Source organism: Enterobacter sp. 22466 (genome assembly GCF_052044775.1).
GTDB classification, from domain to species: Bacteria; Pseudomonadota; Gammaproteobacteria; order Enterobacterales; family Enterobacteriaceae; genus Enterobacter; species Enterobacter dissolvens.
Genome location: NZ_JBQENX010000007.1, coordinates 20,658 through 44,290 on the forward strand (window position 1 = coordinate 20,658; position 23,633 = coordinate 44,290).

The 23,633-nt window shown below is 53.3% G+C and carries 21 protein-coding genes; 9 read left to right on the forward strand and 12 right to left on the reverse strand.

The window, feature by feature from the left end; all coding sequences use genetic code 11:
• Positions 1-57 precede the first annotated feature (57 nt).
• Both kduD and araE read left to right on the forward strand, forming a co-directional pair.
• Positions 58-819, forward strand: coding sequence for a 2-dehydro-3-deoxy-D-gluconate 5-dehydrogenase KduD (gene kduD, locus ACTJJI_RS17595; protein ID WP_163280809.1), 762 nt, complete (start codon positions 58-60; stop codon positions 817-819).
• 294 nt (positions 820-1,113) lie between these two features.
• Complete coding sequence (araE, locus tag ACTJJI_RS17600) at positions 1,114-2,547, forward strand: arabinose-proton symporter AraE (RefSeq protein WP_286012102.1); 1,434 nt, start codon at positions 1,114-1,116, stop codon at positions 2,545-2,547.
• 72 nt (positions 2,548-2,619) lie between these two features.
• Here the strand turns inward: araE and ACTJJI_RS17605 are convergent, their stop codons facing one another.
• Genes ACTJJI_RS17605 through ACTJJI_RS17620 form a run of 4 tightly spaced genes read right to left on the reverse strand, consistent with a single transcriptional unit; the run spans position 2,620 to position 6,845 of the window.
• The gene (locus ACTJJI_RS17605) at positions 2,620-3,906 is read right to left on the reverse strand and encodes an ABC transporter substrate-binding protein (RefSeq protein ID WP_014833147.1); all 1,287 of its coding nucleotides are present in this window, start codon (positions 3,904-3,906) and stop codon (positions 2,620-2,622) included.
• Between the two features lie 13 nt (positions 3,907-3,919).
• Positions 3,920-5,047 carry an ABC transporter ATP-binding protein gene (locus tag ACTJJI_RS17610; protein ID WP_440655012.1) on the reverse strand — a complete coding sequence of 376 codons (1,128 nt, stop codon included), beginning with the start codon at positions 5,045-5,047 and terminating at the stop codon, positions 3,920-3,922.
• Positions 5,048-5,059: 12 nt separating this feature from the next.
• Complete coding sequence (locus tag ACTJJI_RS17615; RefSeq protein ID WP_046889800.1) at positions 5,060-5,962, reverse strand: carbohydrate ABC transporter permease; 903 nt, start codon at positions 5,960-5,962, stop codon at positions 5,060-5,062.
• Entirely contained in the window at positions 5,955-6,845 is an 891-nt protein-coding gene (locus ACTJJI_RS17620) for a carbohydrate ABC transporter permease (protein ID WP_014833144.1), read from the reverse strand. Before ACTJJI_RS17620 ends, ACTJJI_RS17615 begins: the two co-directional genes overlap by 8 nt.
• Positions 6,846-7,254: 409 nt before the next feature.
• On the opposite strand from ACTJJI_RS17620, the gene wzz(fepE) reads away from it, so the two are divergent.
• Positions 7,255-8,379 carry an LPS O-antigen length regulator Wzz(fepE) gene (wzz(fepE), locus tag ACTJJI_RS17625; protein ID WP_440655015.1) on the forward strand — a complete coding sequence of 375 codons (1,125 nt, stop codon included), beginning with the start codon at positions 7,255-7,257 and terminating at the stop codon, positions 8,377-8,379.
• A gap of 40 nt (positions 8,380-8,419) precedes the next feature.
• Here wzz(fepE) and ACTJJI_RS17630 read toward each other — a convergent pair whose 3' ends face one another.
• Positions 8,420-8,743, reverse strand: a complete 324-nt coding sequence (locus tag ACTJJI_RS17630) for a cupin domain-containing protein (RefSeq protein ID WP_046889798.1) — start codon at positions 8,741-8,743, stop codon at positions 8,420-8,422.
• Between the two features lie 135 nt (positions 8,744-8,878).
• Between ACTJJI_RS17630 and ACTJJI_RS17635 the strand changes: the two genes are divergently transcribed.
• Positions 8,879-9,571 carry an aspartate/glutamate racemase gene (locus tag ACTJJI_RS17635; RefSeq protein ID WP_194515847.1) on the forward strand — a complete coding sequence of 231 codons (693 nt, stop codon included), beginning with the start codon at positions 8,879-8,881 and terminating at the stop codon, positions 9,569-9,571.
• A 36-nt stretch (positions 9,572-9,607) separates the two neighbouring features.
• Here ACTJJI_RS17635 and ACTJJI_RS17640 read toward each other — a convergent pair whose 3' ends face one another.
• The 5 genes from ACTJJI_RS17640 to ACTJJI_RS17660 form a co-directional block, all read right to left on the reverse strand.
• Positions 9,608-10,729, reverse strand: a complete 1,122-nt coding sequence (locus tag ACTJJI_RS17640; protein WP_080019577.1) for a CfaE/CblD family pilus tip adhesin — start codon at positions 10,727-10,729, stop codon at positions 9,608-9,610.
• Positions 10,726-13,413 carry a TcfC E-set like domain-containing protein gene (locus ACTJJI_RS17645; protein ID WP_440655190.1) on the reverse strand — a complete coding sequence of 896 codons (2,688 nt, stop codon included), beginning with the start codon at positions 13,411-13,413 and terminating at the stop codon, positions 10,726-10,728. The genes ACTJJI_RS17640 and ACTJJI_RS17645 overlap by 4 nt, the downstream gene beginning before the upstream one ends.
• Positions 13,414-13,489: 76 nt before the next feature.
• Positions 13,490-13,984, reverse strand: a complete 495-nt coding sequence (locus ACTJJI_RS17650) for a CS1 type fimbrial major subunit (protein WP_014833137.1) — start codon at positions 13,982-13,984, stop codon at positions 13,490-13,492.
• A gap of 27 nt (positions 13,985-14,011) precedes the next feature.
• On the reverse strand, positions 14,012-14,719 hold the full coding sequence (locus ACTJJI_RS17655) for a fimbria/pilus periplasmic chaperone (RefSeq protein ID WP_014833136.1): 708 nt from the start codon (positions 14,717-14,719) through the stop codon (positions 14,012-14,014).
• 203 nt (positions 14,720-14,922) lie between these two features.
• Positions 14,923-15,849, reverse strand: coding sequence for a LysR family transcriptional regulator (locus ACTJJI_RS17660; RefSeq protein WP_047361385.1), 927 nt, complete (start codon positions 15,847-15,849; stop codon positions 14,923-14,925).
• Between the two features lie 122 nt (positions 15,850-15,971).
• Here ACTJJI_RS17660 and lysA point away from each other — a divergent pair, with 122 nt between their 5' ends.
• The gene (lysA, locus tag ACTJJI_RS17665) at positions 15,972-17,234 is read left to right on the forward strand and encodes a diaminopimelate decarboxylase (protein WP_014833134.1); all 1,263 of its coding nucleotides are present in this window, start codon (positions 15,972-15,974) and stop codon (positions 17,232-17,234) included.
• Here lysA and ACTJJI_RS17670 read toward each other — a convergent pair.
• Complete coding sequence (locus ACTJJI_RS17670) at positions 17,204-18,241, reverse strand: LacI family DNA-binding transcriptional regulator (RefSeq protein ID WP_050860325.1); 1,038 nt, start codon at positions 18,239-18,241, stop codon at positions 17,204-17,206. The two genes, lysA and ACTJJI_RS17670, sit on opposite strands and share 31 nt — an antisense overlap.
• A gap of 300 nt (positions 18,242-18,541) precedes the next feature.
• Between ACTJJI_RS17670 and ACTJJI_RS17675 the strand changes: the two genes are divergently transcribed.
• The 4 genes from ACTJJI_RS17675 to ACTJJI_RS17690 all read left to right on the forward strand — a co-directional run bounded on the left by ACTJJI_RS17675 (position 18,542) and on the right by ACTJJI_RS17690 (position 22,639).
• Positions 18,542-19,867 (forward strand): PTS sugar transporter subunit IIC, encoded by a 1,326-nt coding sequence (locus tag ACTJJI_RS17675; protein WP_440655019.1) that lies wholly within the window; start codon positions 18,542-18,544, stop codon positions 19,865-19,867.
• Between the two features lie 7 nt (positions 19,868-19,874).
• Positions 19,875-21,302, forward strand: a complete 1,428-nt coding sequence (locus ACTJJI_RS17680; protein WP_440655021.1) for a glycoside hydrolase family 1 protein — start codon at positions 19,875-19,877, stop codon at positions 21,300-21,302.
• Positions 21,303-21,392: 90 nt separating this feature from the next.
• On the forward strand, positions 21,393-22,166 hold the full coding sequence (locus ACTJJI_RS17685) for a GntR family transcriptional regulator (RefSeq protein WP_013098561.1): 774 nt from the start codon (positions 21,393-21,395) through the stop codon (positions 22,164-22,166).
• Positions 22,163-22,639 carry a GNAT family N-acetyltransferase gene (locus ACTJJI_RS17690; protein WP_395999721.1) on the forward strand — a complete coding sequence of 159 codons (477 nt, stop codon included), beginning with the start codon at positions 22,163-22,165 and terminating at the stop codon, positions 22,637-22,639. The genes ACTJJI_RS17685 and ACTJJI_RS17690 overlap by 4 nt, the downstream gene beginning before the upstream one ends.
• Here the strand turns inward: ACTJJI_RS17690 and galR are convergent.
• Positions 22,600-23,616 carry an HTH-type transcriptional regulator GalR gene (gene galR / locus ACTJJI_RS17695; RefSeq protein WP_014833128.1) on the reverse strand — a complete coding sequence of 339 codons (1,017 nt, stop codon included), beginning with the start codon at positions 23,614-23,616 and terminating at the stop codon, positions 22,600-22,602. The genes ACTJJI_RS17690 and galR overlap by 40 nt on opposite strands.
• Positions 23,617-23,633: the final 17 nt, after the last annotated feature.

Here is a 23,633-nt window from a genome sequence, read left to right on the forward strand (position 1 = left end):
GCAGTTAAGCATAAATCTGCCTGTTGCTGACAGGCATCGAAAGAGTAAGGAACAAACATGATTCTGGATGCATTCTCTCTGCAAGGTAAAGTGGCTGTGGTTTCCGGTTGTGACACCGGTCTGGGCCAGGGCATGGCGTTAGGGCTGGCAGAAGCGGGCTGCGATATCGTGGGCATCAACATCGTCGAGCCTACGGAAACCATCGAGCGCGTGACCGCGCTGGGTCGCCGCTTTCTGAGCCTGACGGCGGATCTGCGTAAAATCGACGCCATTCCTGACCTGCTGGATCGCGCGGTGGCGGAATTCGGCCATATCGACATTCTGATCAACAATGCCGGTTTGATCCGCCGTGAAGATGCCATTAACTTCAGCGAGCGCGACTGGGACGACGTGATGAACCTGAATATCAAAAGCGTGTTCTTTATGTCTCAGGCGGCGGCGAAACACTTCATCGCTCAGGGGAACGGCGGCAAGATTATTAATATCGCCTCCATGCTCTCCTTCCAGGGGGGGATCCGGGTGCCGTCTTACACCGCGTCAAAAAGCGCAGTGATGGGGGTCACCCGTCTGCTGGCGAACGAATGGGCGAAGCACAATATCAACGTTAACGCCATTGCCCCGGGATACATGGCGACCAACAACACCCAGCAGCTGCGTGCCGACGAGCAGCGCAGCGCGGAAATCCTTGACCGGATCCCGGCAGGGCGTTGGGGACTGCCGGACGATCTGAAAGGGCCGGTGGTGTTCCTGGCATCGAAGGCATCGGACTACATCAACGGTTATACCGTGGCGGTTGATGGCGGCTGGCTGGCGCGTTAATTCGCCCTGACGATAGAGCCTCTGCCTGCGGGTGGAGGTTTTTTTTGCTCAAAAATTGTCATTATCCATATCGTCAAAGATGAAAAATCCATACCAAAAAAACATAAATGACGCGCATCACAGTTTTATTACTTAAAAATTAATCGATTAGTAAAATATGGCGATATTTCACCGCAAGTTGAAATTGTAATGTCCATCACAGATCGCCATGCCATAGCGAAATAATCCATATCTTCGCGAATTCCGGCCTGACACTTTTCTTCCCTATCTCGTAATTTCACTTAACGAATTTCTCTGTTCAGGCAGGAAACTATGACATCTATAAATGACTCTACCCTCATGCCCGCGGCGCTGCGTGATACTCGCCGTATGAACCAGTTTGTCTCCATTGCGGCGGCAGTGGCAGGCTTATTATTTGGACTGGATATCGGCGTCATTGCTGGCGCATTACCGTTTATTACCGATCACTTTACGCTGAGCAGTCGCCTGCAGGAGTGGGTGGTGAGCAGCATGATGCTCGGCGCGGCCATCGGCGCGCTGTTCAACGGCTGGCTCTCGTTCCGTCTCGGGCGCAAATATAGCCTGATGGTTGGGGCGATCCTGTTTGTGGCAGGCTCCATTGGCTCTGCGTTTGCCACCAACGTGGAAGTGCTGCTGCTCTCCCGCGTATTGCTGGGCGTGGCGGTCGGGATTGCCTCCTACACCGCGCCGCTGTATCTCTCGGAGATGGCGAGCGAGAACGTGCGCGGCAAGATGATCAGTATGTACCAGCTGATGGTCACGCTGGGTATCGTACTGGCGTTTCTGTCGGATACTTACTTCAGCTACAGCGGTAACTGGCGCGCCATGCTGGGCGTACTGGCGCTGCCGGCGCTGTTGCTGATTGTGCTGGTGATATTCCTGCCGAACAGCCCGCGCTGGCTGGCGCAGAAAGGCCGTCACGTGGAAGCAGAAGAGGTGCTGCGCATGCTGCGTGATACCTCAGAGAAAGCGCGTGAAGAGCTGAATGAGATCCGCGAAAGCCTGAAGCTGAAGCAGGGCGGCTGGTCGCTGTTCAAAGCCAACCGCAACGTGCGTCGCGCGGTGTTCCTCGGCATGCTGTTGCAGGCGATGCAGCAGTTCACCGGGATGAACATCATCATGTATTACGCGCCGCGTATCTTCAAAATGGCCGGATTCACCACCACCGAACAGCAGATGATTGCAACCCTGGTGGTCGGGCTGACCTTTATGTTTGCCACGTTTATCGCGGTATTTACCGTGGATAAAGCCGGTCGTAAACCGGCGCTGAAGATTGGCTTTAGCGTAATGGCGCTCGGTACGCTGATCCTCGGTTACTGTCTGATGCAGTTTGATAACGGCACCGCCTCAAGCGGTCTCTCCTGGCTCTCTGTCGGGATGACCATGATGTGTATCGCCGGGTATGCCATGAGCGCCGCACCGGTGGTGTGGATCCTGTGCTCTGAAATACAGCCGCTGAAATGCCGCGATTTTGGTATCACCTGTTCCACCACCACCAACTGGGTGTCGAACATGATCATCGGCGCAACCTTCCTGACGCTGCTGGATGCTATTGGCGCAGCAGGAACGTTCTGGCTCTACACGGTACTGAACGTGGTGTTTATCGGTGTGACCTTCTGGCTTATTCCTGAAACCAAAGGCGTGACGCTGGAACATATTGAACGCAAGCTGATGAGCGGGGAGAAACTACGTAATATTGGCGTGTGATTTATCCCCTTACCCAAAGGAGAGGGAATGGTTTGCGCCCTCTCCCTTTAAGGGAGAGGGCCGGGGTGAGGGTTAACGCATCGCCCGCTTCAGAATACGCTCTGCCTGACGCTGGAAGTCCGCCGCTGTCTCTTCCACCGATTTCTGACCGTAGTCGATATACTGCAGCGAGGTGCCGAACTGCGCCACTATCTGCGGATCGTCAAAGTAAGGTGAGACGGAGAGTTTTGACGGCAGAGACTGCGCCAGACGCAGGCCCGCAACCGACGGGTCGTTTTCCTTAATGGTCCCGGCTTCAGTCAGGTACTGAACCGCCACTTTGCTCAACGGTACGCCACGCTCCAGTCCCAGCGTATCCACGCCCTCTTTACTGTTCAGCAGGAAGTTAATCAGCTTCGCCGCCGCTTCCGGGTTTTTGGTCGATTTACCAATCGAGAGCATCTGCGCCGGTTTGAAGAACAGGCCCGCATCCGTGGCGCCCGGCAGCATGGGGTAACTGCCCAGCACCAGTTTTGCCGGTGGTTTGAGGTTATCGGAGTATTTATTGATGGTGGAGTTCCACATATAGGTGCCGCCCCATTCCCCCTGGATCCACGGCTTCATTTCATACATGTTGCTCTTGCCAAACGACGCATAGTATTTGGTGTCTGGCATTACGTGGCTATCAATCAGTTTTTTATAGGTCTGGAAGAACTCCACCCACTGCGCTTTGCTGTAGGTGAACTTTTTGGTTTTCTCGTCCACGGCCGGGATGTTGTATTTCTGAATCATGTAAGAATTCAGCAGCGCCAGCGTGTCCTGGTGTTCCAGAATGACAGGGTAATATTGCTTACCGAGTTTGCTTTCGAACGTTTTACCGGCGGCCATCAGCTCGTCCCAGGTTTTCGGGTAGTCGATGCCCGCTTTTTTCCAGGTCTCGTCATTAAAGTAGAACACACGCGCGGTCACGGAGATTGGGATCCCGTTTAGCTTGCCGTTGACGGTCGTGGACTGAAGCTCTTTGGCATCGAACTGGCTTAAGTCGATCACGTCTTTCATTTTATTCAGATCGTAAAAACCGTCGCCGGTTTTCGAGAAGATCGGCAGCCAGTTCCAGTTGGTTTGCATCACATCCGGCTCTGTGCCGCCTGCGATCTGGGTGGTCAGACGGGAAAGATGGCCATCCCAGCCAGTGTATTCCGCCTTAACGTTAATGTCAGGGTTCTGTTTATGGAACTCTTCTAACGCTTTCAGCGTCACCTGGTGACGGCCATTACCGCCCCACCAGGACATACGTAAATCGGTATTTTGCGCCATCGATGGCAACGCGGTAAGGCCCAGGGTCGCGGAGATTGCTGCGCTTAAAAGCACATTTTTCATTTTTATCACTCCATCAGAGAGAGAGGTTCAGTTCAGTTTTTGCGTCAAAAATATGGCACTTATTCATGTCAAAGCGGAAATAGACTTTACGGTTAAGACCTTTATCAATCATTGGCTTAGCGTCATCCGAAGGGATTCTGGCGGTCAGTTCATAGTCCGCTACCTTCAGGTACACGAAGAATTCGTGGCCCATGTTCTCCACGCGCACCATTTCGCCGCTGCAGCCACCGCCGGGGAAGGGGGCGTCAGAGAGCGACACAAATTCCGGGCGCACGCCGTAGAACACGTCCTGGCCGGCGTAAGCGGCGACTTTCTCCTGCGTTTGTGGGGTTAACGGCATGGTTTCACTGCCGATGGTAATGTGCAGTTGCCCGGCCTGTTCCACCAGCTGGCTTTTACGAATGTTCATCTCCGGTGCGCCGATAAAGCCCGCGACGAACATGTTTTTGGGCTTGTGGTAGAGATTGTCCGGGGTATCGACCTGCATGATATGGCCCAGCTTCATCACACAGATACGGTCGCCCATGGTCATCGCTTCGGTCTGGTCATGCGTGACGTAGACGGTGGTGGCCGGTTTACCGGACTGCTTCAGCTGCTTATGCAGATCTGAAATACGAATACGCATCGAGGCACGGAGCTTGGCATCAAGGTTTGACAGCGGTTCATCAAACAGAAACACGTCTGGCTTTTTCACAATCGCGCGGCCAACCGCTACACGCTGGGCCTGTCCACCGGAAAGCTGACGCGGCAGGCGGTCAAGCAACGCTTCCAGTTCCAGGATTTTGGCCGCTTCGTTCACCTGCGACTCAATTTGCTCTTTCGGCAGTTTGCTCAGCTTAAGACCAAAGGCCAGATTTTCGCGCACCGTCATGTGCGGGTAGAGCGCGTAGTTCTGGAACACCATCGCAATACCACGCTCCTTCGGGGCGAGGTTGTTCACGATCTTATCGCCGATCCGCACTTCACCGCCGCTGATGGTTTCCAGGCCGGCCAGCATGCGAAGGGTGGTGGACTTGGCGCACCCGGATGGACCGACGATCACCATAAATTCCCCTTCGGCGATTTTCAGGTCGATAGCATGTACCGCCTTGAAGCCATTGGAGTAGACCTTTTCCAGTTTGTTGAAGATAACTTCAGCCATGATATTTCCCTCTTAACCTTTAATTCCGCTGCTGGTGACGCCCTGTACGAAGTAGCGCTGTGCCAGGAAGAAGACAATGATGGATGGCAGAATGGAGATGCTCGCCATTGCCAGAATTTCGTTCCATGGCGCACCTTCGGTAACGTCGATGGACATTTTCAGCGCCAGTGCAATCGGGTATTTATCCACGCTGTAGACGTAAATCAGCGGTCCAATGAAATCGTTCATTGACCACATAAACTGGAACAGGGCGACGGAGATAATGGCCGGTTTCAGGATCGGCACCACCACGTACCACAGCACCTGGATGGAGTTGCAGCCGTCGATTTGCGCCGCCTCTTCCATGTCACGCGGTACGCCGCGCAGGAACTGGATCAGCATGAAGACGAAGAACCCCTGGGTGGCAAAGGCCAGCGGCAGGTACAACGGCATGTAGCTGTTCAGCATGCCCATTTCACGGAACATCAGGTATTGCGGGATCAACAGCACGGTGCTCGGCAGCAGCATGGTGGTGATGAGCGTGGCGAACCAGAATTTCTTCCATGGGATCTCAAAGCGTGCAAAACCATACGCCACGATGGTGGAGGAGATAATGGTCAGGATCACTTTGGGGATCACATACTTAAAGGTGTTCAGCATGTAATGGCCGAAGGTGTACTCGGTACCGGTCTTCCAGCCGTTCACAAACCCGTCCCAGGTGGCATGCGCAGGCCACAGGCTCAGGGTGGTGAAGATCTCGTGGTTCGGTTTGAACGATGCAGAGAACATCCACACCAGCGGGTAGAGCATCAGCAGGCCGACAAACAGCAGGATGACATAGCGCACGGTGGCGTTGATTTTCTCTCTGCGCTGCGTACGGGCAACCTCGCGTTCGGCGACGCTTCTTGCCGTGGAAAGGTGTTGAATATCAGCCATTTTTGCCTCCTTTATCGGCGGAGTAGAACACCCAGTATTTCGAAGACTTAAAGGCGATACCGGCAAAGACGGCCACCACCAGGAACAGGATCCAGGCCAGCGCCGCGCCGTAACCCATATCGAAGTATTTGAACGCCGTGTCGTAGATGTAGAGCGAGAACAGATAGGTCGAATAGGTTGGCCCGCCGCCGGTAATGACGTACGGCCCGGTAAATTCCTGGAACGCCTGGGTGGTTTGCATGATGAAGTTAAAGAAAATCACCGGCGTAATCAGCGGGACGGTCACTTTCGTGAACATCTGCCACCTGGAGGCGCCGTCGATCATCGCTGCCTCATATTGCGATTGCGGTACGTTTTGCAGTGCCGCCAGGAAGATGACCATCGCAGAACCGAACTGCCAGACCCGCAGCAGGGTGACGGACATCAGCGCCAGCGATGGCTCACCAAGCCAGTTCACCGGGTCGAAACCAAACACCCCAATAAAACTGTTCAGCAGACCATCAATCGCAAATAACGCGCGCCACAAAACGGCAATTGCCACGGAGCTGCCGAGGATCGACGGAATATAGTAGGCGGTACGGAAAAAGCCGATCCCCCGTAATTTGAAGTTCAGAACAAACGCGATCCCTAATGCAAAGGCGAGCTTCAGCGGAATGGTCAAAAATACATACGCAAACGTGACACCCATTGATGTCCAGAAGAGCGTGTCTTCGGTAAACATGTAGCGATAATTTTCGATGCCGTTAAACACCGGCGGGCTCATCAAATCGTAATCCGTAAAACTGAGGAAAAACGATGAGACGAAGGGGAAAGCCGTAAAGAGTATCAACCCAATTATGTAGGGTGATATCCATGCGAGCCCCAACAGCTTGTTTTCATTCATACATACCTACCTGGCAATCAAGGGAGTTAAATGACGGTATGAGTTTCAGGTCATGAGAACCGGTGTTCTTAAATAATAAAACAGTGTTTTATTTTATATTATGGTTATTTAGGCCCGCGTCATTCGCGCAATGATGGAAATGTGATCGGTGTCGAAACGCTGTTTCAATAAAGTGATGAGGGTGGCATTTTGACGCTAATTCAGGCAATCAGGGCAGGCCGTCAGCGAAGGGAGCAGGTAAAGCGAATGATTAATAACAATAATACCGGGAAGGTACTAACTACTAACTTTGATAGCCAGTATACAGATAGATCAATATCGCGTTCAGATTATTCTTACTTTCTTGTATCATCGGACCACCTGAACTCACCAGGCAGAAATTAACTGCACTCTTAACAGAAGAACGGCTATGTCAGCGATGGATTTCAAAAAAAACACGGACCTCGATTTTCCTTCTTATGCCACCCCGGCAGTCAGCACTAAAGAGATCGACCTTCTGGGACTGTTAGACGTACTGCTTGCCGCTAAAAAACGCATCGTCGCCATTACGTTCGCGTTTGCGCTGGCAGGCCTGGCGATTGCGTTTTTACTGCCGCAGAAATGGACCAGTAAAGCGGTGATCACGCCAGCCGAACAGACGCAGTGGAACCCGCTGCGCCAGATGATGGTTGCATTGCAGGTGCTGGACGTGGACGTGAAAGTGTCCCGTGATGAAGTCTTTGGGCTGTTTATCAAAAAGTTTCAGTCGCAGTCCTTGCTTGAAGAGTATATGAAATCCTCCCCTTACGTTATGTCTCAGCTTGAGGGGACAAACGTGGATCCGCTTGAGCTGCATCGTGCGGTGGTCAATATCTCTGAGAAGATGAAAGCGATTGATAACACCCGGGTGAAAGATGCCGATAAAGCGCCTTACGTCTCCTGGACGCTCAGCTTCACCGCCCCCACGGCGGGAGATGCGCAAACCGTTCTGGAAGGGTATATCAAGTATATTGCCGCGATTGTTGAGCAAGAGATCATGCTGAATATCCGTAACCAGCTCGCCCTGAAAACGAAGGTGGTAGAGCAGCAGCTGGACCTGGATCGGGTGCGTCTGACCAATATTCACAACACCAACCTGCAGCGTCTTAACTATTCCCTGGAAGTGGCTAACGCGGCGGGCATTAAGAAACCTGTCTACAGCAACGGACAGGCCGTAAAAGACGATCCGGATTACTCCGTGGCGCTCGGCGCTGACGGTATTGCGCAGAAACTGCAGATTGAAAAGAACCTCAAGGACGTGGCTGAGCTGAATGCCGATTTCCAGAACCGGGAATATTATCTGGCGCAGCTGAAAAAGCTGTCCGTTGAAGATGTTGTACTTGAACCCTTTAAGTATCAACTTTCACCTTCTATGCCGGTGAAAAAAGATGGTCCGGGGAAAGCGCTGATTGTTCTGCTGGCGGGGATCCTCGGTGGGCTGTTTGCCTGTGGTAGCGTTCTGCTGCGTGAAGCGATGCTTAGCCGCAATCCGCTGCCAGAGCCGATAACAGAATAAATGATGCAGATGAAAAGGGCGCTGAAATCAGCGCCCTTTTTTATTGCAGAAAATCTTCCCGTATAGGGGTAAAGGTATCCAGCAGCGTGCCGGGTTTGAGGCAGACGCAGCCGTGCATCACATGCGGTGCTTTGTAGAGTGTATCCCCGGCCGTGACGACATGCCTCTCTTCACCAATGGTGAATTCGAACTCGCCGGACAACACATAGGTTAACTGCTCATGCGGGTGGTTGTGCATCGGGCCGATTGCGCCCTGCTCAAAATTCACTTCAACCGCCATCATCTTACCGTTATGCGCCAGGATCCGACGCGTCACGCCGTTACCCAAATCGTCAAGTGTGGTCTCGCGGTGGAAAATAAACATCGCTTCCCTCATCATTAAATGAAATATCGTTTCATTTAATTTATATCACGTAGCGTGAAAAAGAAACGGTGTGACAAAGAACTGGAAACACGATCACAAGTTTGCTTCACTGGGATCAACAGATAAGGAGGGATAATGAAAACAATCGGCCTGCTGGGTGGCATGAGCTGGGAATCGACGATTCCCTACTATCGTTTGATTAATGAAGGGGTGAAGCAACGCCTGGGGGGACTGCATTCGGCCAGCCTGCTGCTGCACAGCGTCGATTTTCATGAGATCGAAGCGTGTCAGTCGAGCGGTGAATGGGATAAAGCCGGGGAAATACTGGCGCAGGCGGCACTTGGGCTCCAGCGTGCCGGTGCCGAAGGGATTTTGCTCTGCACCAACACCATGCATAAGGTGGCTTCGCACATAGAAACACGCTGTTCGCTGCCGTTTTTGCATATTGCGGATGCGACCGGACGCGCGATCGGCGCGGCAGGGATGCGACGAGTGGCGCTACTGGGAACGCGTTACACCATGGAGCAGGATTTTTATCGTGGTCGGTTAAGCAGTGAGTTTGGTATCGAAAGCCTGATCCCGGATGAGGCCGACCGGGCGCGCATTAATCAGATTATTTTTGATGAGCTTTGCCTCGGCATCTTCAGCGAGTCTTCCCGGGCCTGTTACGTCAGCGTAATTGAAAAGCTCGCCCGGCAGGGGGCTGAAGGGGTGATCTTCGGTTGTACCGAGATCGGCCTGCTGGTGCCGGTTGAGCGAAGCCCGATCCCGGTATTCGACACTGCCGCCATTCACGCTGCCGATGCGGTAGAGTTTATGCTGTCATAACGCGCAGTGCCGGGCGGTAAGCGCCGCCCGGAGGCGTTAAATACTGTTCAGGCTGGGGGAGAAATAGACCTGTAGAGTCCCTTTGTAGTAACCCGCTGTTTTGTCGGTAACCCTGAATTTATCCACAATCAGTCGTAGTGGGGCTGGCGCGCACAGAACAGGATAACTGATCGAGGGCAGGTGCACCGGGCGAACCTGATCCTGGCCGTTAACGCCAGCAGAGATGTCATACCCCTGGCCATTATCGACCCTCATCCAGCTTTTAGTATGAGGATTAAACATTTCAAGACGATAGTCGATGCGCTCATTTTCGCCTGTCCCAGCGGTACCCGTGTTGTAGATGGAATAGTAACCATTTTTACGCGATGCCCCGCCTTTATTCTCATCGGCGAAGGAGAGCTTCATGCTGTCGCTGTTAGAGTTGTAACCATCATACAGGCACATATCCAGCGTGGTAACATCTTCAGCAAAGCTGTTTCCGGTGATCGCGCCTGTAGGATGAAGATCGAGTTGGACCAGCGGATTGGCGTTATTAAACTCCGGGAAAAAAATATCCTGCTTGCCAGTGGCTTTGCCTTTCAGGGTGATATTGGCGACAAAATTCACGGGGGTTCTCCCGGCCGCATTATATTGCAACTTAAGAGCACCCTCCCACACACCACCGACTGGAAGATTATTCATTTCGCTCTGTGGTATCCAGGCTGTAAGAACCCTGGCGTTGTCAACAATACTCCATGAACTTGTCGAGCAACTTAAATAGGTTTGGTTATTGAGTGCGTATCGTGCGTTGCAACTTTCAGACTGGCTGGGGTCAGCGTTGTTATATTTTATTCCGGTCATGTAGGCTTGTAGTTTAAGCGAATGTGTCATGCCACTTCGCTTTTCTTTTAAAACGATAGTGATCGTTGAACGCCCGCTTTGATGGCTGCAGGTTTGCTGCACATCTGAATAGGCGCATTTATAGGTGCCAACAGCATCGTAATACCCTGAAGTACCGGGATAATCCTCTTTCCATAAATATACGTCAGCGGGTGCTCCAGAAGGGAGTTCATATTCTTGTTGAGTAGAGACATTAGGCGTTGGACCATAGTACATCTTTGCTTGTACATTGATAGCCGCCAATAACCCGCATACTATTAACCCTGCTTTTAATCTCATTGCACATTCTCCCTTTGTGCCGTTTCCAGCGCCTGCTTACGCAGGGACTGCTTCAGCTGTGCCTGCACCTGAATCTGGGGCGGAAGCTGGTTGTAGGTTATGGTGGCGCAGTTGACTTCCCCGGCGTAACGAATGCTGGCGCGTTTTTTCAATACTTTAAGGGGGCATTTCAGGAATGACTGTCCGGCCAGCACGTATAAATCGCGCGAAGCCCCAGGCATTTCAAGCGTGAAGCCGCCATCTTTCGCCAGCAGTAACATTGAACTGTTCAGGCCAATTACCGGGAAGCGTTTGACCGTCTCCGGCAGGATCAGGCGGCCAATATAGTTATAGCTAAATGATGCAGACACTTCGCGATAGCGCAGCTTGCCCGGCAGAAGCATCAGGTTTTGCTTGCCTGAACCGGCAATCAGGTTGGTGGTCCCGCTCTGGTGTTTACGCGCGCTGTCGCTGACCTCTATATAGCCCATTTCATAGCCCGTATACGGGAAGAGTACCGAGCCATTTCCCGTGAGGCTGGCTTTGCTGCCGTTAGCTGAGGCATCAACGGAGAGCTGTTCAGCCGATTCGTCATCAATATTATTGACCGCTACGAGCACCGCCGCAGACGGTTCACCATATCCTGCACGACCAAGCTGAACGCCGTGGCGGCTGATTGCCAGCGTTGAACTGTAGCTCCCCGTGAAAGCGGTGAAATGTTCTTGATTCTGACGATCGTAACTGTCCGTCAGGTTGGCGCTCAGATTGCCATACAGACCATCAATACGGCCATTAATCCCGGAGTCCAGCGTGTCGGTGTTGATTCCGCCAAGATTGATGCCCACTTCACGGTGGTTAACGTTGTCGTCATACCAGGTGCGGGACAGATTCCAGGAGGTCTGATCCTGTGATTCCTTGCTGGTACGGTAATCAGCGCTAATCGTCGTGGTGCGACTGCGTGCGTTAGCATCCATGTGCGGCGTTTCGCTGAACGTCAACATGATGTAGGCACCACGATCGTTATTGCTGTTGCTGTCGTCGCGAGTGAACAGCCCCAGGTTGGTATTCACCATCCAGTTATTCAGGCTAAACGCGCGGGTGGCACTCAACTGAACACTGTCGGTGGTGGTGTTAGCGTCGGTCTGGTTAAAGAAATTATCAGTAAAGCTGTCGCTGTTGTTCCAGCGGGTATGATAATCCGCATGATTACGGGTTCTGTTCCAGTTCAACGCAATATTCCAGTTCAACACGTTTTGAGATGCGCTCGTGCTGATACTTTCAAAACAGCTCAGATCGTAGTCGTTCGCGTCTGTGTCACCTGAGCATTGCCCGCCGCTGGTGTCTTTGCGGTAGACGCTCAATGAAGGCCATCCATCAGCGTGCCAGCTCAGCTGCTGCATATTGCCGCGCCCGCCCTGGTCGTTATAGTAGACTCCGCCCTGCAGATCAGCATTGCCGAATGCGCCAAGTGCGGGAGTCAGGTGTCCACCCAATTCAGCGGAAAAGTCGTTATCCACACTGGCGACACCAAGCGTAGCCTCGCTTTGTGCGGTTACTGGTACTCTGATCCCTGCCTGAGCGGTAGAGGCATTTTTATTGTCGGCATAAGATGAGCTGTCATCCACCAGCTGTCCCATCTGAATAAACCACTGAATGTGACCATCCCCAATGCTACCGGTCTTTGTAAACGGCACCACTTCTGTTCGGGAAAGCTGGTTGCTTTCGTAGATTTTCAGTTGAAGGGTATAGCTACCGGCCGGAAACGACGAGGTATCCAGCGACTGGTTTCCGCCTGCCAGGTAGAAGGAACCGAGAAGCTGGTTATCACGATACACATCCACGCGTGAGCTGCGCGAAAGCAGCACGTTGACCGGTGTACCTTGATTCATCTGCTCCCGGTTGAGATAGCTTAAGGTCGTACCCGCCCGCACGCCATCGAATGTGTTCAGGGGCAGGAAGGAAAAGTTAAAGTTTCCGCCGTCCAGGCTAAACAGGCTTCGGCTATCCATGCGACCACCCTGAATATAAAAGCGGCTCAGATAGTCGTAACGATAAAAGAGTTCGCTGACGTCAGCGCTGGTTTCAGTTTCACCGTCGTTTTCATTACCGTTAAAGTTCCAGTAAGCGCCGAGGTAGCTGTTTTCAGTTACACCCAGCGCGCCCGTTCCCTGGAGATAAACGGATTTAAAGTCTTCCTGCGCCGCGACATTAATATCCTGCTGATGAATAAATGCGTTCACCACATCATCATCACTGTTTGGCTTCAGGTATAAGGCGTTGTGGCGATCGTCCGGGTACCACCGATCGTTAAGAAAAAGGTTAACGGCATTTTTTTCGTCGTTATAAATCAGCGCCACATCGTCGGTTTTCAGGTAATCGCAGCCCGCGCTGGTATTAATCGCGGTACAGGCTAATTCTCCGTGCCGTTCCAGAGGCTGGCTCAGTTTTGCCGTAATTTTCTTTTTGATACCGGTGTCGGCATCCAACGCCATCGCGTCAATAATTTGATTGGGGCGCTCAAATTTCACGGTATCGAGGTTAACAGTGGCGTAAAACTTTCCAAGATTACGTCCGGCTAACCAGACATCGACATACTCTTTCTGACCCAGAACGATGAGTTCAAATCCTGGCGGGATCTTCTCATTGCGCGCATTTGCACTATTAAGCAGGCTAAAAATCAAGAGGCCCAGAATCGTCTTTTTCATAGTCATTCATCGTTCCCTGATGAGAAAAAATGAATCGAAGGTTTCCCCTTCGATTCATTACCTTACGTAACGGCGATTACTGATACAGATAGATGCTCAGCACACCCTGGTAAGTACCGGTTTCCAGTGCTTCTTGTGTGGCCTGGGAGATCAGCAGCGTTTTTGCGACGGAGCCGGTTTTCAGGGCAGTGGTGGTGTTAGGGAACAGGTCGGTTGCTTTCAGGGTCGCATCGGTCGTGGTCAGCGCCTGAGTACCCCATTTCACGGTCATGGGTACGGTTGCGCCACCCAGGTTATTCACCAGGGAGAAATCGCTAGCCAGCTTCATTTTCACGTCTTTCGTGACATCGTTCGCCCAGATTTTAGTCTGGAGAGAAGCCGGAGACAGACCGGTGCCTGGGAAATATTGCATGTCGATATTCTTCGGCAGTGCAGAACCGTCAGCCTGGGTCATGTCGAGGGCAGCATCAACGGTTGCGGTAACAGTAATATCTTTCTGAACAGCAATCGCAGAACCCATTACAGAAACCATGGCCAGTGCGAGCAAGGATTTGGTCATAATACGTTTCATTTACTAATATTCCATGTAAGTAATTAATTAATGAATTGCAAAGTCTTTTTTATTTGTCGACTTGCTAATCCAATCCCAATACTGAACAACGATGCGATCGTAATTCAATATATTCTTTGGCGTGTAGCTGGCTCGAGGGTAGATGTTTTCGTTTACCTCATGCCATGTACACGCTTTTTCGCTCTGTGCTTTTTTACACAGACCGACTTTAAGTATTTTAAAACGCTGATTACCGTCGTTTTTAATTTTACCGCCGGTTTGCAAACTCATATTCAACCGCGGATGTTCAGGAGGGACGCTGACCAGAACGCCCCAAATCAGATTCAGTGTCAGTTGCGTTTTGACGCCTTTATTGGCAATCGATTCGTCATCAAGTTGCGGCACGGCTTCAAACTTCACGCGCCAGGTTGTTTCTTCCTGCACGGGCGCCATCGAAACCAGGCGAACCATTTTGCTGGAACCCGCAGGCAGCGCGAATTTGGGAGGCATGACAACGAGGCCACTGTCGCCACCGACAGACACTTCGGTCTCTTTTTCCTGTGGGGTGTTACGTCCGGAAACGCTGAGGACAGTCGTTTTGATATACTGAACATCGTTAGTGCGGGAGATAACACGGACGCTGCCTTCTCCCTGATCGTTCATATCAACGGCCATTGGGTAAACAGACATATTGGCCTGACAAACAGGAGTGATGCTGATAAACAGAGCACTCCACAAAAATGGTGTGATTTTCATATTAATAACATCCTGTCAATGTCAATCAAACCTCATTCAATTCCGTAATGAATAAGGCTGGGGGTGCTGATATTAATTAAGTGAATTAACTGAGGGGAAGTATAGCGATGGCAGAGAACGGCAGGAAATCATAAATATTAAAAATAATTTTTAATATTTCTAAGGGGAAGGGCTGAGATGTTTATTTTACCAATAATAAACATTTAATTGCGTAATTTGAATGTTGATAACTGGATTTTCAGTGCAGGTATTCCTTCGATAAGGTGTTGAGAAAACGCGTCTACCAGCGCTGATGCCGGGCGGTGCAGGGGACGGATCAGGCTCACGGTAAACGGAACGGACACGCTAAATGGACGGATGATAATCCCGTTCTCAGCATAGTCCAGTGCCGTCAGCGGGTTGACCACGGCAACGCCGACGCCCGCCCGTACCATCGCGCAAATCGATGCGGCGCTGTGGGTCTCGACCACCATTCTGCGTTTCACCTGATGCTCGGAAAACAGCGTATCCAGCAGCTGGCGATAGCTGTCGGTCTGCGACAAACTGATGTAGTTTTCCCCATGGAAATCGGCAGGGGTGAGCACCGCTTTACTGGCAAGCCGGTGTCCGGCGGGCAAAACGCAAACTTCATCTAAAGAGAATAGCTCTGTGCGCTCCGTGCCTGCGGGGGTGGCGAGTGTTTCGGTCAGTCCCAGATCGTGACGCTGTGCTGAAAGCCACTCTTCCAGCAGCGGAGATTCCTGCGGCACGATAGTAAGGCTGACCTCCGGATAACGGGCCAGAAAGGGCTGGAGCAGCGTCGGCAAAAAGGACTGTGAAAAGACGGGCAGGCAGACAATTGACAGCTCGCCCTGACGAAACTCGCGCAGACTTTCCGCCGCACTGACAATTCTGTCCAGCCCATACCACGAGCGCTGAACTTCCTCGAACAGACGCAGCCCTTGCACCGTCGGGTGCAGCCGGCCCCGGGTGCGTTCAAACAGCTTCAGTCCCAGCACTTTCTCGAACCGTGCCAGCTCGCGGCTGACCGTAGGCTGTGAGGTATGCAGCATCTGCGCGGCTTCGGTGAGGTTGCCGGCGGTCATCACGGCGTGAAAAATCTCGATATGGCGTAAGTTGACGGCGGGCATAGGGCACCTGAAAGCAGAGAACTGTCCATATCATTTTTGCATAGACTCGCGATAAAACGATATTTTTTATTCTCTTTCCGCTGTGGCGTAATCATAAAAAATGTGACGACCCGGAGATGACCATGCCACGCCCGCTTAATCAGACTGATACCGATTTGAATGCCGACAACCTGCTGCGCCTGCCTGCCGAGTTTGGCTGCCCGGTATGGGTCTACGACGCGCAGATCGTTCGCGAGAAGATTGCCGCACTGCATCAGTTTGACGTGGTGCGTTTTGCCCAGAAAGCATGCTCCAATATCCATATCCTGCGCCTGATGCGCGAGCAGGGCGTGAAGGTTGACTCCGTGTCGCTGGGTGAGATCGAGCGCGCGCTGGCGGCTGGTTTTGATCCTAAAACCGATCCTGATGCAATTGTCTTTACTGCGGATCTGATCGACGACGCGACGCTTGCCCGCGTGCATGAACTGCAGATCCCGGTTAACGCAGGGTCTGTTGATATGCTGGAACAGCTTGGACAGGTTTCTCCCGGCCACCGCGTCTGGCTCCGTGTGAACCCCGGCTTTGGCCATGGTCACAGCCAGAAAACCAACACTGGCGGTGAAAACAGTAAACACGGCATCTGGTATGCCGATATGCCAGCGGCGCTGGAGGTATTGCAGCGTTACGACCTGAAGCTGGTGGGCATTCATATGCACATTGGCTCGGGGGTGGATTATGGCCACCTGGAGCAGGTGTGTGGTGCGATGGTGCGTCAGGTTATCGACTTCGGACAAGATCTGGAGGCGATCTCCGCCGGCGGTGGCCTCTCCATTCCTTACCGTGAAGGGGAAGAGGCGATCGATACCGATCACTATTACGGCCTGTGGAGTGCCGCACGCGACAACGTTGCCGCGCATTTAGGGCATCCGGTGAAACTCGAAATTGAGCCGGGTCGTTTCCTGGTGGCGGAATCCGGCGTGCTGGTCGCCCAGGTGCGTAGCGTGAAAGAGATGGGATCGCGCCACTTCGTGCTGATTGATGCCGGCTTCAATGACCTGATGCGTCCGTCCATGTATGGCAGCTATCACCATATTTCAGCGCTCGCCGCCGATGGCCGCGATTTAACCAACGCTCCACGTATTGATACGGTCGTTGCAGGCCCGCTGTGTGAATCGGGCGATGTCTTCACCCAGCAGGAAGGCGGTAAAGTGGAAACCCGCGCGCTGCCGGACGTCAAACCTGGGGATTATCTGGTGCTGCATGATACCGGGGCTTACGGCGCGTCGATGTCTTCTAACTACAACAGCCGCCCGCTGCTGCCTGAAGTGCTGTTTGATAATGGCAAGGCGCGACTGATCCGTCGCCGCCAGACCATTCAGGAGCTGCTGGCTCTGGAACTCGTTTGAGAGAAGTACGGCCCCGTGGTCACCGAGTCACGTAATACCAGCGTGCCGGTAAACGGCGGGATCGCCTCCACCGGCTGGTTTTTGGCCAGCCGGATCGCCTGATCGATGGCCGTGACAATCATATTGTCTATCGGCAGATAGACCGATGAGAGCGCCGGCTCCAGCCATTTTGCGCTGGGCGCATCGTCAAAACCAAACAGCGAAATATCCTGCGGGATCTTCAGCCCTGCCTGGTGCAATGCTTTGGACGCCCCCAGCGCCATATCATCGTTACAGGCAAACAGGGCGCTAAACGGCACACCGTCGGCAATCAGCTCCTTGCACAGTTCATACCCCCGCGTCATACCCGCATCGCCGTACTTTATCCGACGCTCATCCAGACGAATGCCGTGCTTTTCCAGCGCTTTACGGTAGCCCATCAGGCGGGCTTTCCCGGTGGGCGTGTGGATGGGGACGGTAATACAGGCGATCTCCCGGTGGCCCTGATTTATCAGGTAATCCACGGCCTTAAAGGCGGCATCCTGCTGTTCGAAGAAGACGCAGCGATCGGGAGCCTGACTGACTTCCCGGTTAATGACCACCAGCGGGGTTTGCACAGAGTGGATCAGCTTCATGATCGCTTTTTCGCTCATGTAGCGCGTGTAAAGCACAATGGCATCGCACTTACGATCGGCCAGCATTTGCACCGCCTGTTCTTCCAGCTCCGGCGCGTCGTGACCATCGGTAACAATCAGTTGCTTCCCGTGCGTTTCGGTCTGCCGGGAGGCCTGCTGAAGGAGGCGACCAAAGTAAAAACCATCGAAGGTCGAGACCACCAGACCAATGCTGTTGCTGGTCTGGTTAGCAAGCGAACGCGCGAGAAAATTCGGGCGATACCCTAACTCTTCCATTGCCGCGAACACCAGCTGACGGGTGCTCTCTTTCACCTGACCTGTGCCGTTCAGCACGCGCGATACCGTGGCTTTCGACACACCCGCGCGCAGTGAGACATCCAGCATTGTTGCCATTAGACATTCCTGATTCCACGTAACGATCTGCAGTTTAACACAGACCATCCGGCGCATAAGCGACGCGGGAAGGACAAAACGCCCATCACGATCACGCTTTTTGGTAACGATCCGTCGGCACGGAATAATCGGCTAAAATTGGTATGCCAAATAGGTCATAAATCACAATCTGGAATACCGCTAGTGGTCTTGAGAGCTTAATCACAGAACCATTACCCTCATAAAGCTATTTTTGGTATGCCAATAGTATCCGGCTGTACACCTTATTCAATAAAAGCCCTTTTACTGAGGTAATACCCTATGGCATTGCAGGAAAAACTGATCGACGCTCTGGGCAGTTTCGCCACTAAATTCAACAGTTATCGCTATATTATGGCGATCAAGTCAGCCTTCATTACCTTAATGCCGGTGATCATCGTCGGGGCGTTCTCTGTGCTGATCTCCAATATGGTGCTGGATCCAAAAAATGGCCTGGCGAGCTTCTCGTCGTTGTCGTTTCTCGCCACGCTAAAACCGATCACCAGCGCGCTGAATTACGCCACCCTGAACTTCCTCAACATTGGGGCGGTATTCCTGATTGGCATTGAGCTGGGGCGCATCAACGGCATCAAATCCCTTTTCCCGGGCTTGCTGGCGGTGATCTGCTTTATTTGTGTGACGCCAACCACCGTGGAGATGCTGGTGGATGGCGAAATGCACGTGGTGAAAGATGTGCTGCTGCGCCAGTTCTCGGATACCCGCAGCCTGTTCCTGGGCATGTTTATCGCCATTCTGTCCGTTGAAATCTACTGCTGGCTGGAGAACCGCCAGGAGCTGAAGATCCGAATGCCTGACACCGTGCCGCCTAACGTGGCTGCATCGTTCTCCGCGCTGATCCCGGCGATTATCACCACCACCGCCATTGCCACGCTGGGGTTTGTTTTTCATCAAATCACCGGGATGTATCTCTACGACGCGGTGTATCAGGTGGTGCAACAGCCGCTGGAGCGGGTGGTGCAAAGTCTGCCGGGGATCCTGCTGCTGATGTTCGTTGCACAGCTGTTCTGGGTGATTGGTATCCACGGCAACCAGATGATCAAGCCGATCCGCGAGCCGCTGCTGCTGGGGGCGATCACCGTCAACATGAGCGCGTTTGAGCAGGGTAAAGAGGTGCCGAACATTATCACCATGCCGTTCTGGGATGTGTATATGAGCATCGGCGGTTCGGGCCTGACTATCGGCCTGCTGATCGCGGTGATGATTGCCACCAAACGCAAAGAGATGAAAGAGATCGCCAAGCTTTCGATCGGCCCGGGGATTTTTAATATCAACGAGCCGGTGATCTTCGGTATGCCAATCATGCTTAACCCGATCCTCGCCATTCCCTTCATTATCACTCCACTGGTGACGGGCTCCATCGGCTTCTTCGCCACCTTGACCGGGTTTGCCGGTAAAGCGGTGGTGATGGTGCCGTGGACGACGCCGCCGCTGATCAACGCCTGGCTCTCTACGGCGGGTTCGATGGGGGCGGTGATCACCCAGCTTATCTGCATTGTGACTGCCGTCATTATCTATCTGCCGTTTGTGAAAATCGCTTCACGCCGCGCAGAGCAGGCCGCGCTGCAGCAGGCCACTGACAACCCGTGAGGATGCGATGAGTACAAAACAGATAACCCTGCCGCAGGATTTTATTCTCGGCGCAGCCGCATCGGCCTGGCAGACCGAAGGCTGGAGCGGTAAAAAGCCGGGACAGGATTCATGGATCGATCTCTGGTACAAGAACGACCGTCACGTCTGGCACAACGGCTATGGCCCGGCGGTGGCGACCGATTTTATCAACCGTTTTCGCGAAGATGTGGCGCTGATGAAGCAGGCGGGGCTGACGCACTACCGTACCTCGATCAACTGGTCACGCTTTTTAACCGATTATGAAAACGCGACGGTGGATGAAGAGTACGCAGCGTATTACGACGCACTTTTCAATGAGATGCACCGTCAGGGCATTGAGCCGATGATCTGCCTCGAGCATTACGAACTGCCGGGTGTGCTGCTGGAAAGCTACGGCGGCTGGGCGTCAAAGCATGTGGTTGAGCTGTTTGTCCGCTATGCGGAAAAGGTATTTGCACGCTATCACGGCAAAGTGACCCGCTGGTTTACCTTCAATGAGCCGATTGTCGTGCAGACCCGTGTGTATCTGGACGCGCTGCGTTGGCCGTATGAGCAGAATACCGGCACGTGGATGCAGTGGAATCACCATAAGGTGCTGGCGACAGCAAAGGTGGTGAAGCTGTTTCGTGAGAAAGGCTATCGCGGTTCTGTGGGCTGCATTCTCAACCCGGAGGTGACCTATCCCCGCTCTCGCGCCCCGCATGACCTGCGGGCTGCTGAGATGTACGACCTGTTCTACAACCGTGTCTTCCTCGACCCGCTGGTACACGGGCGCTATCCCGCTGAGCTCTTTACCCTGCTGGAGCAGCATCAGGTTGAGTGGGATTATACCGCGGACGAGCTGGCGCTGATTGCGGATAACACCGTCGACGAACTGGGGATTAACCTCTACTACCCGCACCGTGTGAAGGCACCTTCCCGCGCCTGGCACCCGGACACGCCATTCCACCCGGCATACTACTACGAGCCGTTTGAACTGCCGGGGCGGCGAATGAACCGCTCCCGCGGATGGGAGATCTACCCGCGCATTATTTACGACATGGCGATGCGGATTAAAAATGACTATCGCAATATCGACTGGTTCGTGGCGGAAAGCGGGATGGGCGTGGAAAACGAAGCGCAATTTCGCAATGGCGATGGGATTATCGACGACACTTACCGCATCGATTTCATCAGCGAGCACCTCTACTACACGCTGCTGGCGCGGGAGGAGGGGGCGAACTGCCATGGCTATATGCTGTGGGCATTTACCGACAACGTCTCGCCGATGAACGCGTTTAAAAACCGCTACGGGTTGATTGAGATCGATCTGGATAACCAGCGTGCCAGACGTGCAAAAAAATCAGCCTCCTGGTTCCGGCAACTACGCGATACGCGGGTGCTCACGCTTCAGGTGGATGATGAATGGAAGTAGGCGAAAAGCATGCTGGTTCTGGTAAAATAGCGCACAAACTGGCCGGGAGGACGCCCGGTCTGCGCATTAACTGAAAAAACAGGTGAAAACGTGGATAAGGCTGTCATCCTGCCGGAAAAAAAACAGTACCAGGAAATTGGCGAGGATTTACGGGCGCAGATTATCCAGGGGCACTATCCCGTTGGTTCGCGTCTTCCTCCTGAGCGCAATATTGCCGAGAAGTACGGCGTAAGCCGCACCATCGTACGCGAGGCCTTACTGATGCTGGAGTTGCAGGGCACGGTGGATATCCGCCAGGGCTCCGGTGTTTATGTGATGCGCATCCCCGAAGAACACGAGAACGAAGAAGAGCGTTTTCTCAATAGCGACGTAGGGCCGTTTGAGATTTTACAGGCCCGCCAACTGCTCGAAAGCAATATTGCCGCGTTTGCCGCCAAAATGGCGACCCGTGCAGACATCGACAATCTGCGCCGTATTATCGAGCAGGAGCAACGCGCGATTGCCGCCGACGATAATAGCCAGGACAACAATAAGATGTTCCATCTGGTGCTGGCTGGCGCGACGCAAAATCAGATGCTGCTGGCGACGGTAGAAAGTATCTGGCATCACATGGACAGCAGTCCGCTGTGGCAGCAATTTAATGGTCATATCGCCAGTCGCGCGTACCGCCTGAAATGGCTGGGGGACCGGCAAACCATCCTGGCTGCGCTGCGCCGCCGTGACGTTATGGGCGCCTGGCAGGCAATGTTCCAGCATCTTGAAAACGTGAAAAAAAGTTTACTTGAACTCTCTGACGAAGATGCCCCGGATTTTGACGGCTATCTCTTCGAATCCGTGCCCATTTTCCAGGGGAAACTGGTATGACTATTCTGCCTCTTTACGCCGCACCGCAGTATGCGGAGCAGGTGACCGACTGGATCTGGCAGGCCTTTGGCGACGGGTTATCCCGGGAATTTTTCAACAGTATTGTTGAGCACAGCCAGACACCGGGCGCATTACCGCTGACCTTTATTGCCGTAGAGAACGAACAACTTATGGGCACCGTGGGGCTTTGGCGCTGCGATCTGATCACCCGACAGGATCTTTGCCCCTGGCTGGCTGCCCTGTATGTTGATGACGCGGCGCGAGGCAAAGGGCTGGCGGGGCTGCTGCAACAGCATGTTATCCAGTATGCCGCCCAGGCCGGGTATGAGACGCTGCATCTCTGGTCTGCCTGCCGTGACTTCTATGAGCGTTACGGCTGGCAGTATATTGGCGATGCGCTGGAGTATCCCGATAAAACGGTACATCTCTATCGCTATTCGTCCGGGGCCTCGGCGGGTGAACCCACAGAGTGACGGCGCACTAAGGTTGGACTAAACAGATGAGTGATATCCGGCGGCTGGCGCTGCTCGGCCAGCGCTAACGCCAGCTCGGCGGCCTGCGTGGCCATTGTGATAATCGGGTAGCGGACGGTGGTCAGGCGAGGGCGTACGTAGCGGGAGACCAGCACATCATCGAAGCCAATGAGGGAAATTTCTCCCGGCACCTCAATCCCGTTGTCATTTAACACTCCCATTGCACCGGCTGCCATTGAGTCGTTATAGCTGGCGACCGCCGTGAAATTCCTTCCACGTCCTAACAGCTCGGTCATCGCCTGTTCGCCGCCGCTTTCGTCGGGTTCACCGTAGGCCACCAGCCGGTCATTGCACGGCAGGCCGTTTTCACGCAGGGCATCGTAATACCCCTGCAGGCGATCTTCAGCGTCGGAAATCGGGTGGTTTGAGCAGAGATAACCAATGCGGGTGTGACCCTGTTGAATCAGATGGCGGGTGGCAAGCCAGGCACCGTAACGGTCGTCGAGCGCCACGCAGCGTTTCTCAAACCCGGGAATGATGCGGTTGATGATCACCATACCGGGGATCTGCTTCATCAGATGAATGAGTTCGGCGTCGGGGATCATTTTGGCATGGACAACCAGTGCCGCGCAGCGGTGGCGGATCAGTTGCTCAATAGCCTGGCGTTCTTTTTGTTCATTGTGATAGCCATTGCCGATCAGCAAAAAATTCCCGGTCTGATAAGAAACCTGCTCAACCGCTTTCACCATGGCGCCGAAAAAAGGATCAGAGACATCACCCACAACCAGCCCGATGGTTTCAGTTGACTGTTGGGCAAGCGCACGGGCGTTAGCGTTAGGATGGTAGTTCAGGGATTCCATGGCGTTTTGCACCGCCTGGCGTGATGCGTCACTGGCTTTTGGAGAGTCGTTGATCACGCGCGATACGGTCGCGACGGAAACACCTGCCAGACGGGCCACATCCTTTATTGTCGCCATTAATTACCTTCTTAGTG

Coding starts and splice junctions, on each gene's coding strand:
- kduD (WP_163280809.1), top strand. CDS start 58: ATGATTCTGGATGCATTCTCTCTGCAAGGTAAAGTGGCTGTGGTTTCC.
- ACTJJI_RS17605 (WP_014833147.1), bottom strand. CDS start 3,906: ATGAAAAATGTGCTTTTAAGCGCAGCAATCTCCGCGACCCTGGGCCTT.
- ACTJJI_RS17610 (WP_440655012.1), bottom strand. CDS start 5,047: ATGGCTGAAGTTATCTTCAACAAACTGGAAAAGGTCTACTCCAATGGC.
- ACTJJI_RS17615 (WP_046889800.1), bottom strand. CDS start 5,962: ATGGCTGATATTCAACACCTTTCCACGGCAAGAAGCGTCGCCGAACGC.
- ACTJJI_RS17620 (WP_014833144.1), bottom strand. CDS start 6,845: ATGAATGAAAACAAGCTGTTGGGGCTCGCATGGATATCACCCTACATA.
- ACTJJI_RS17630 (WP_046889798.1), bottom strand. CDS start 8,743: ATGTTTATTTTCCACCGCGAGACCACACTTGACGATTTGGGTAACGGC.
- ACTJJI_RS17635 (WP_194515847.1), top strand. CDS start 8,879: ATGAAAACAATCGGCCTGCTGGGTGGCATGAGCTGGGAATCGACGATT.
- ACTJJI_RS17640 (WP_080019577.1), bottom strand. CDS start 10,729: ATGAGATTAAAAGCAGGGTTAATAGTATGCGGGTTATTGGCGGCTATC.
- ACTJJI_RS17645 (WP_440655190.1), bottom strand. CDS start 13,413: ATGAAAAAGACGATTCTGGGCCTCTTGATTTTTAGCCTGCTTAATAGT.
- ACTJJI_RS17650 (WP_014833137.1), bottom strand. CDS start 13,984: ATGAAACGTATTATGACCAAATCCTTGCTCGCACTGGCCATGGTTTCT.
- ACTJJI_RS17655 (WP_014833136.1), bottom strand. CDS start 14,719: ATGAAAATCACACCATTTTTGTGGAGTGCTCTGTTTATCAGCATCACT.
- ACTJJI_RS17660 (WP_047361385.1), bottom strand. CDS start 15,849: ATGCCCGCCGTCAACTTACGCCATATCGAGATTTTTCACGCCGTGATG.
- lysA (WP_014833134.1), top strand. CDS start 15,972: ATGCCACGCCCGCTTAATCAGACTGATACCGATTTGAATGCCGACAAC.
- ACTJJI_RS17670 (WP_050860325.1), bottom strand. CDS start 18,241: ATGGCAACAATGCTGGATGTCTCACTGCGCGCGGGTGTGTCGAAAGCC.
- ACTJJI_RS17675 (WP_440655019.1), top strand. CDS start 18,542: ATGGCATTGCAGGAAAAACTGATCGACGCTCTGGGCAGTTTCGCCACT.
- ACTJJI_RS17680 (WP_440655021.1), top strand. CDS start 19,875: ATGAGTACAAAACAGATAACCCTGCCGCAGGATTTTATTCTCGGCGCA.
- ACTJJI_RS17690 (WP_395999721.1), top strand. CDS start 22,163: ATGACTATTCTGCCTCTTTACGCCGCACCGCAGTATGCGGAGCAGGTG.
- galR (WP_014833128.1), bottom strand. CDS start 23,616: ATGGCGACAATAAAGGATGTGGCCCGTCTGGCAGGTGTTTCCGTCGCG.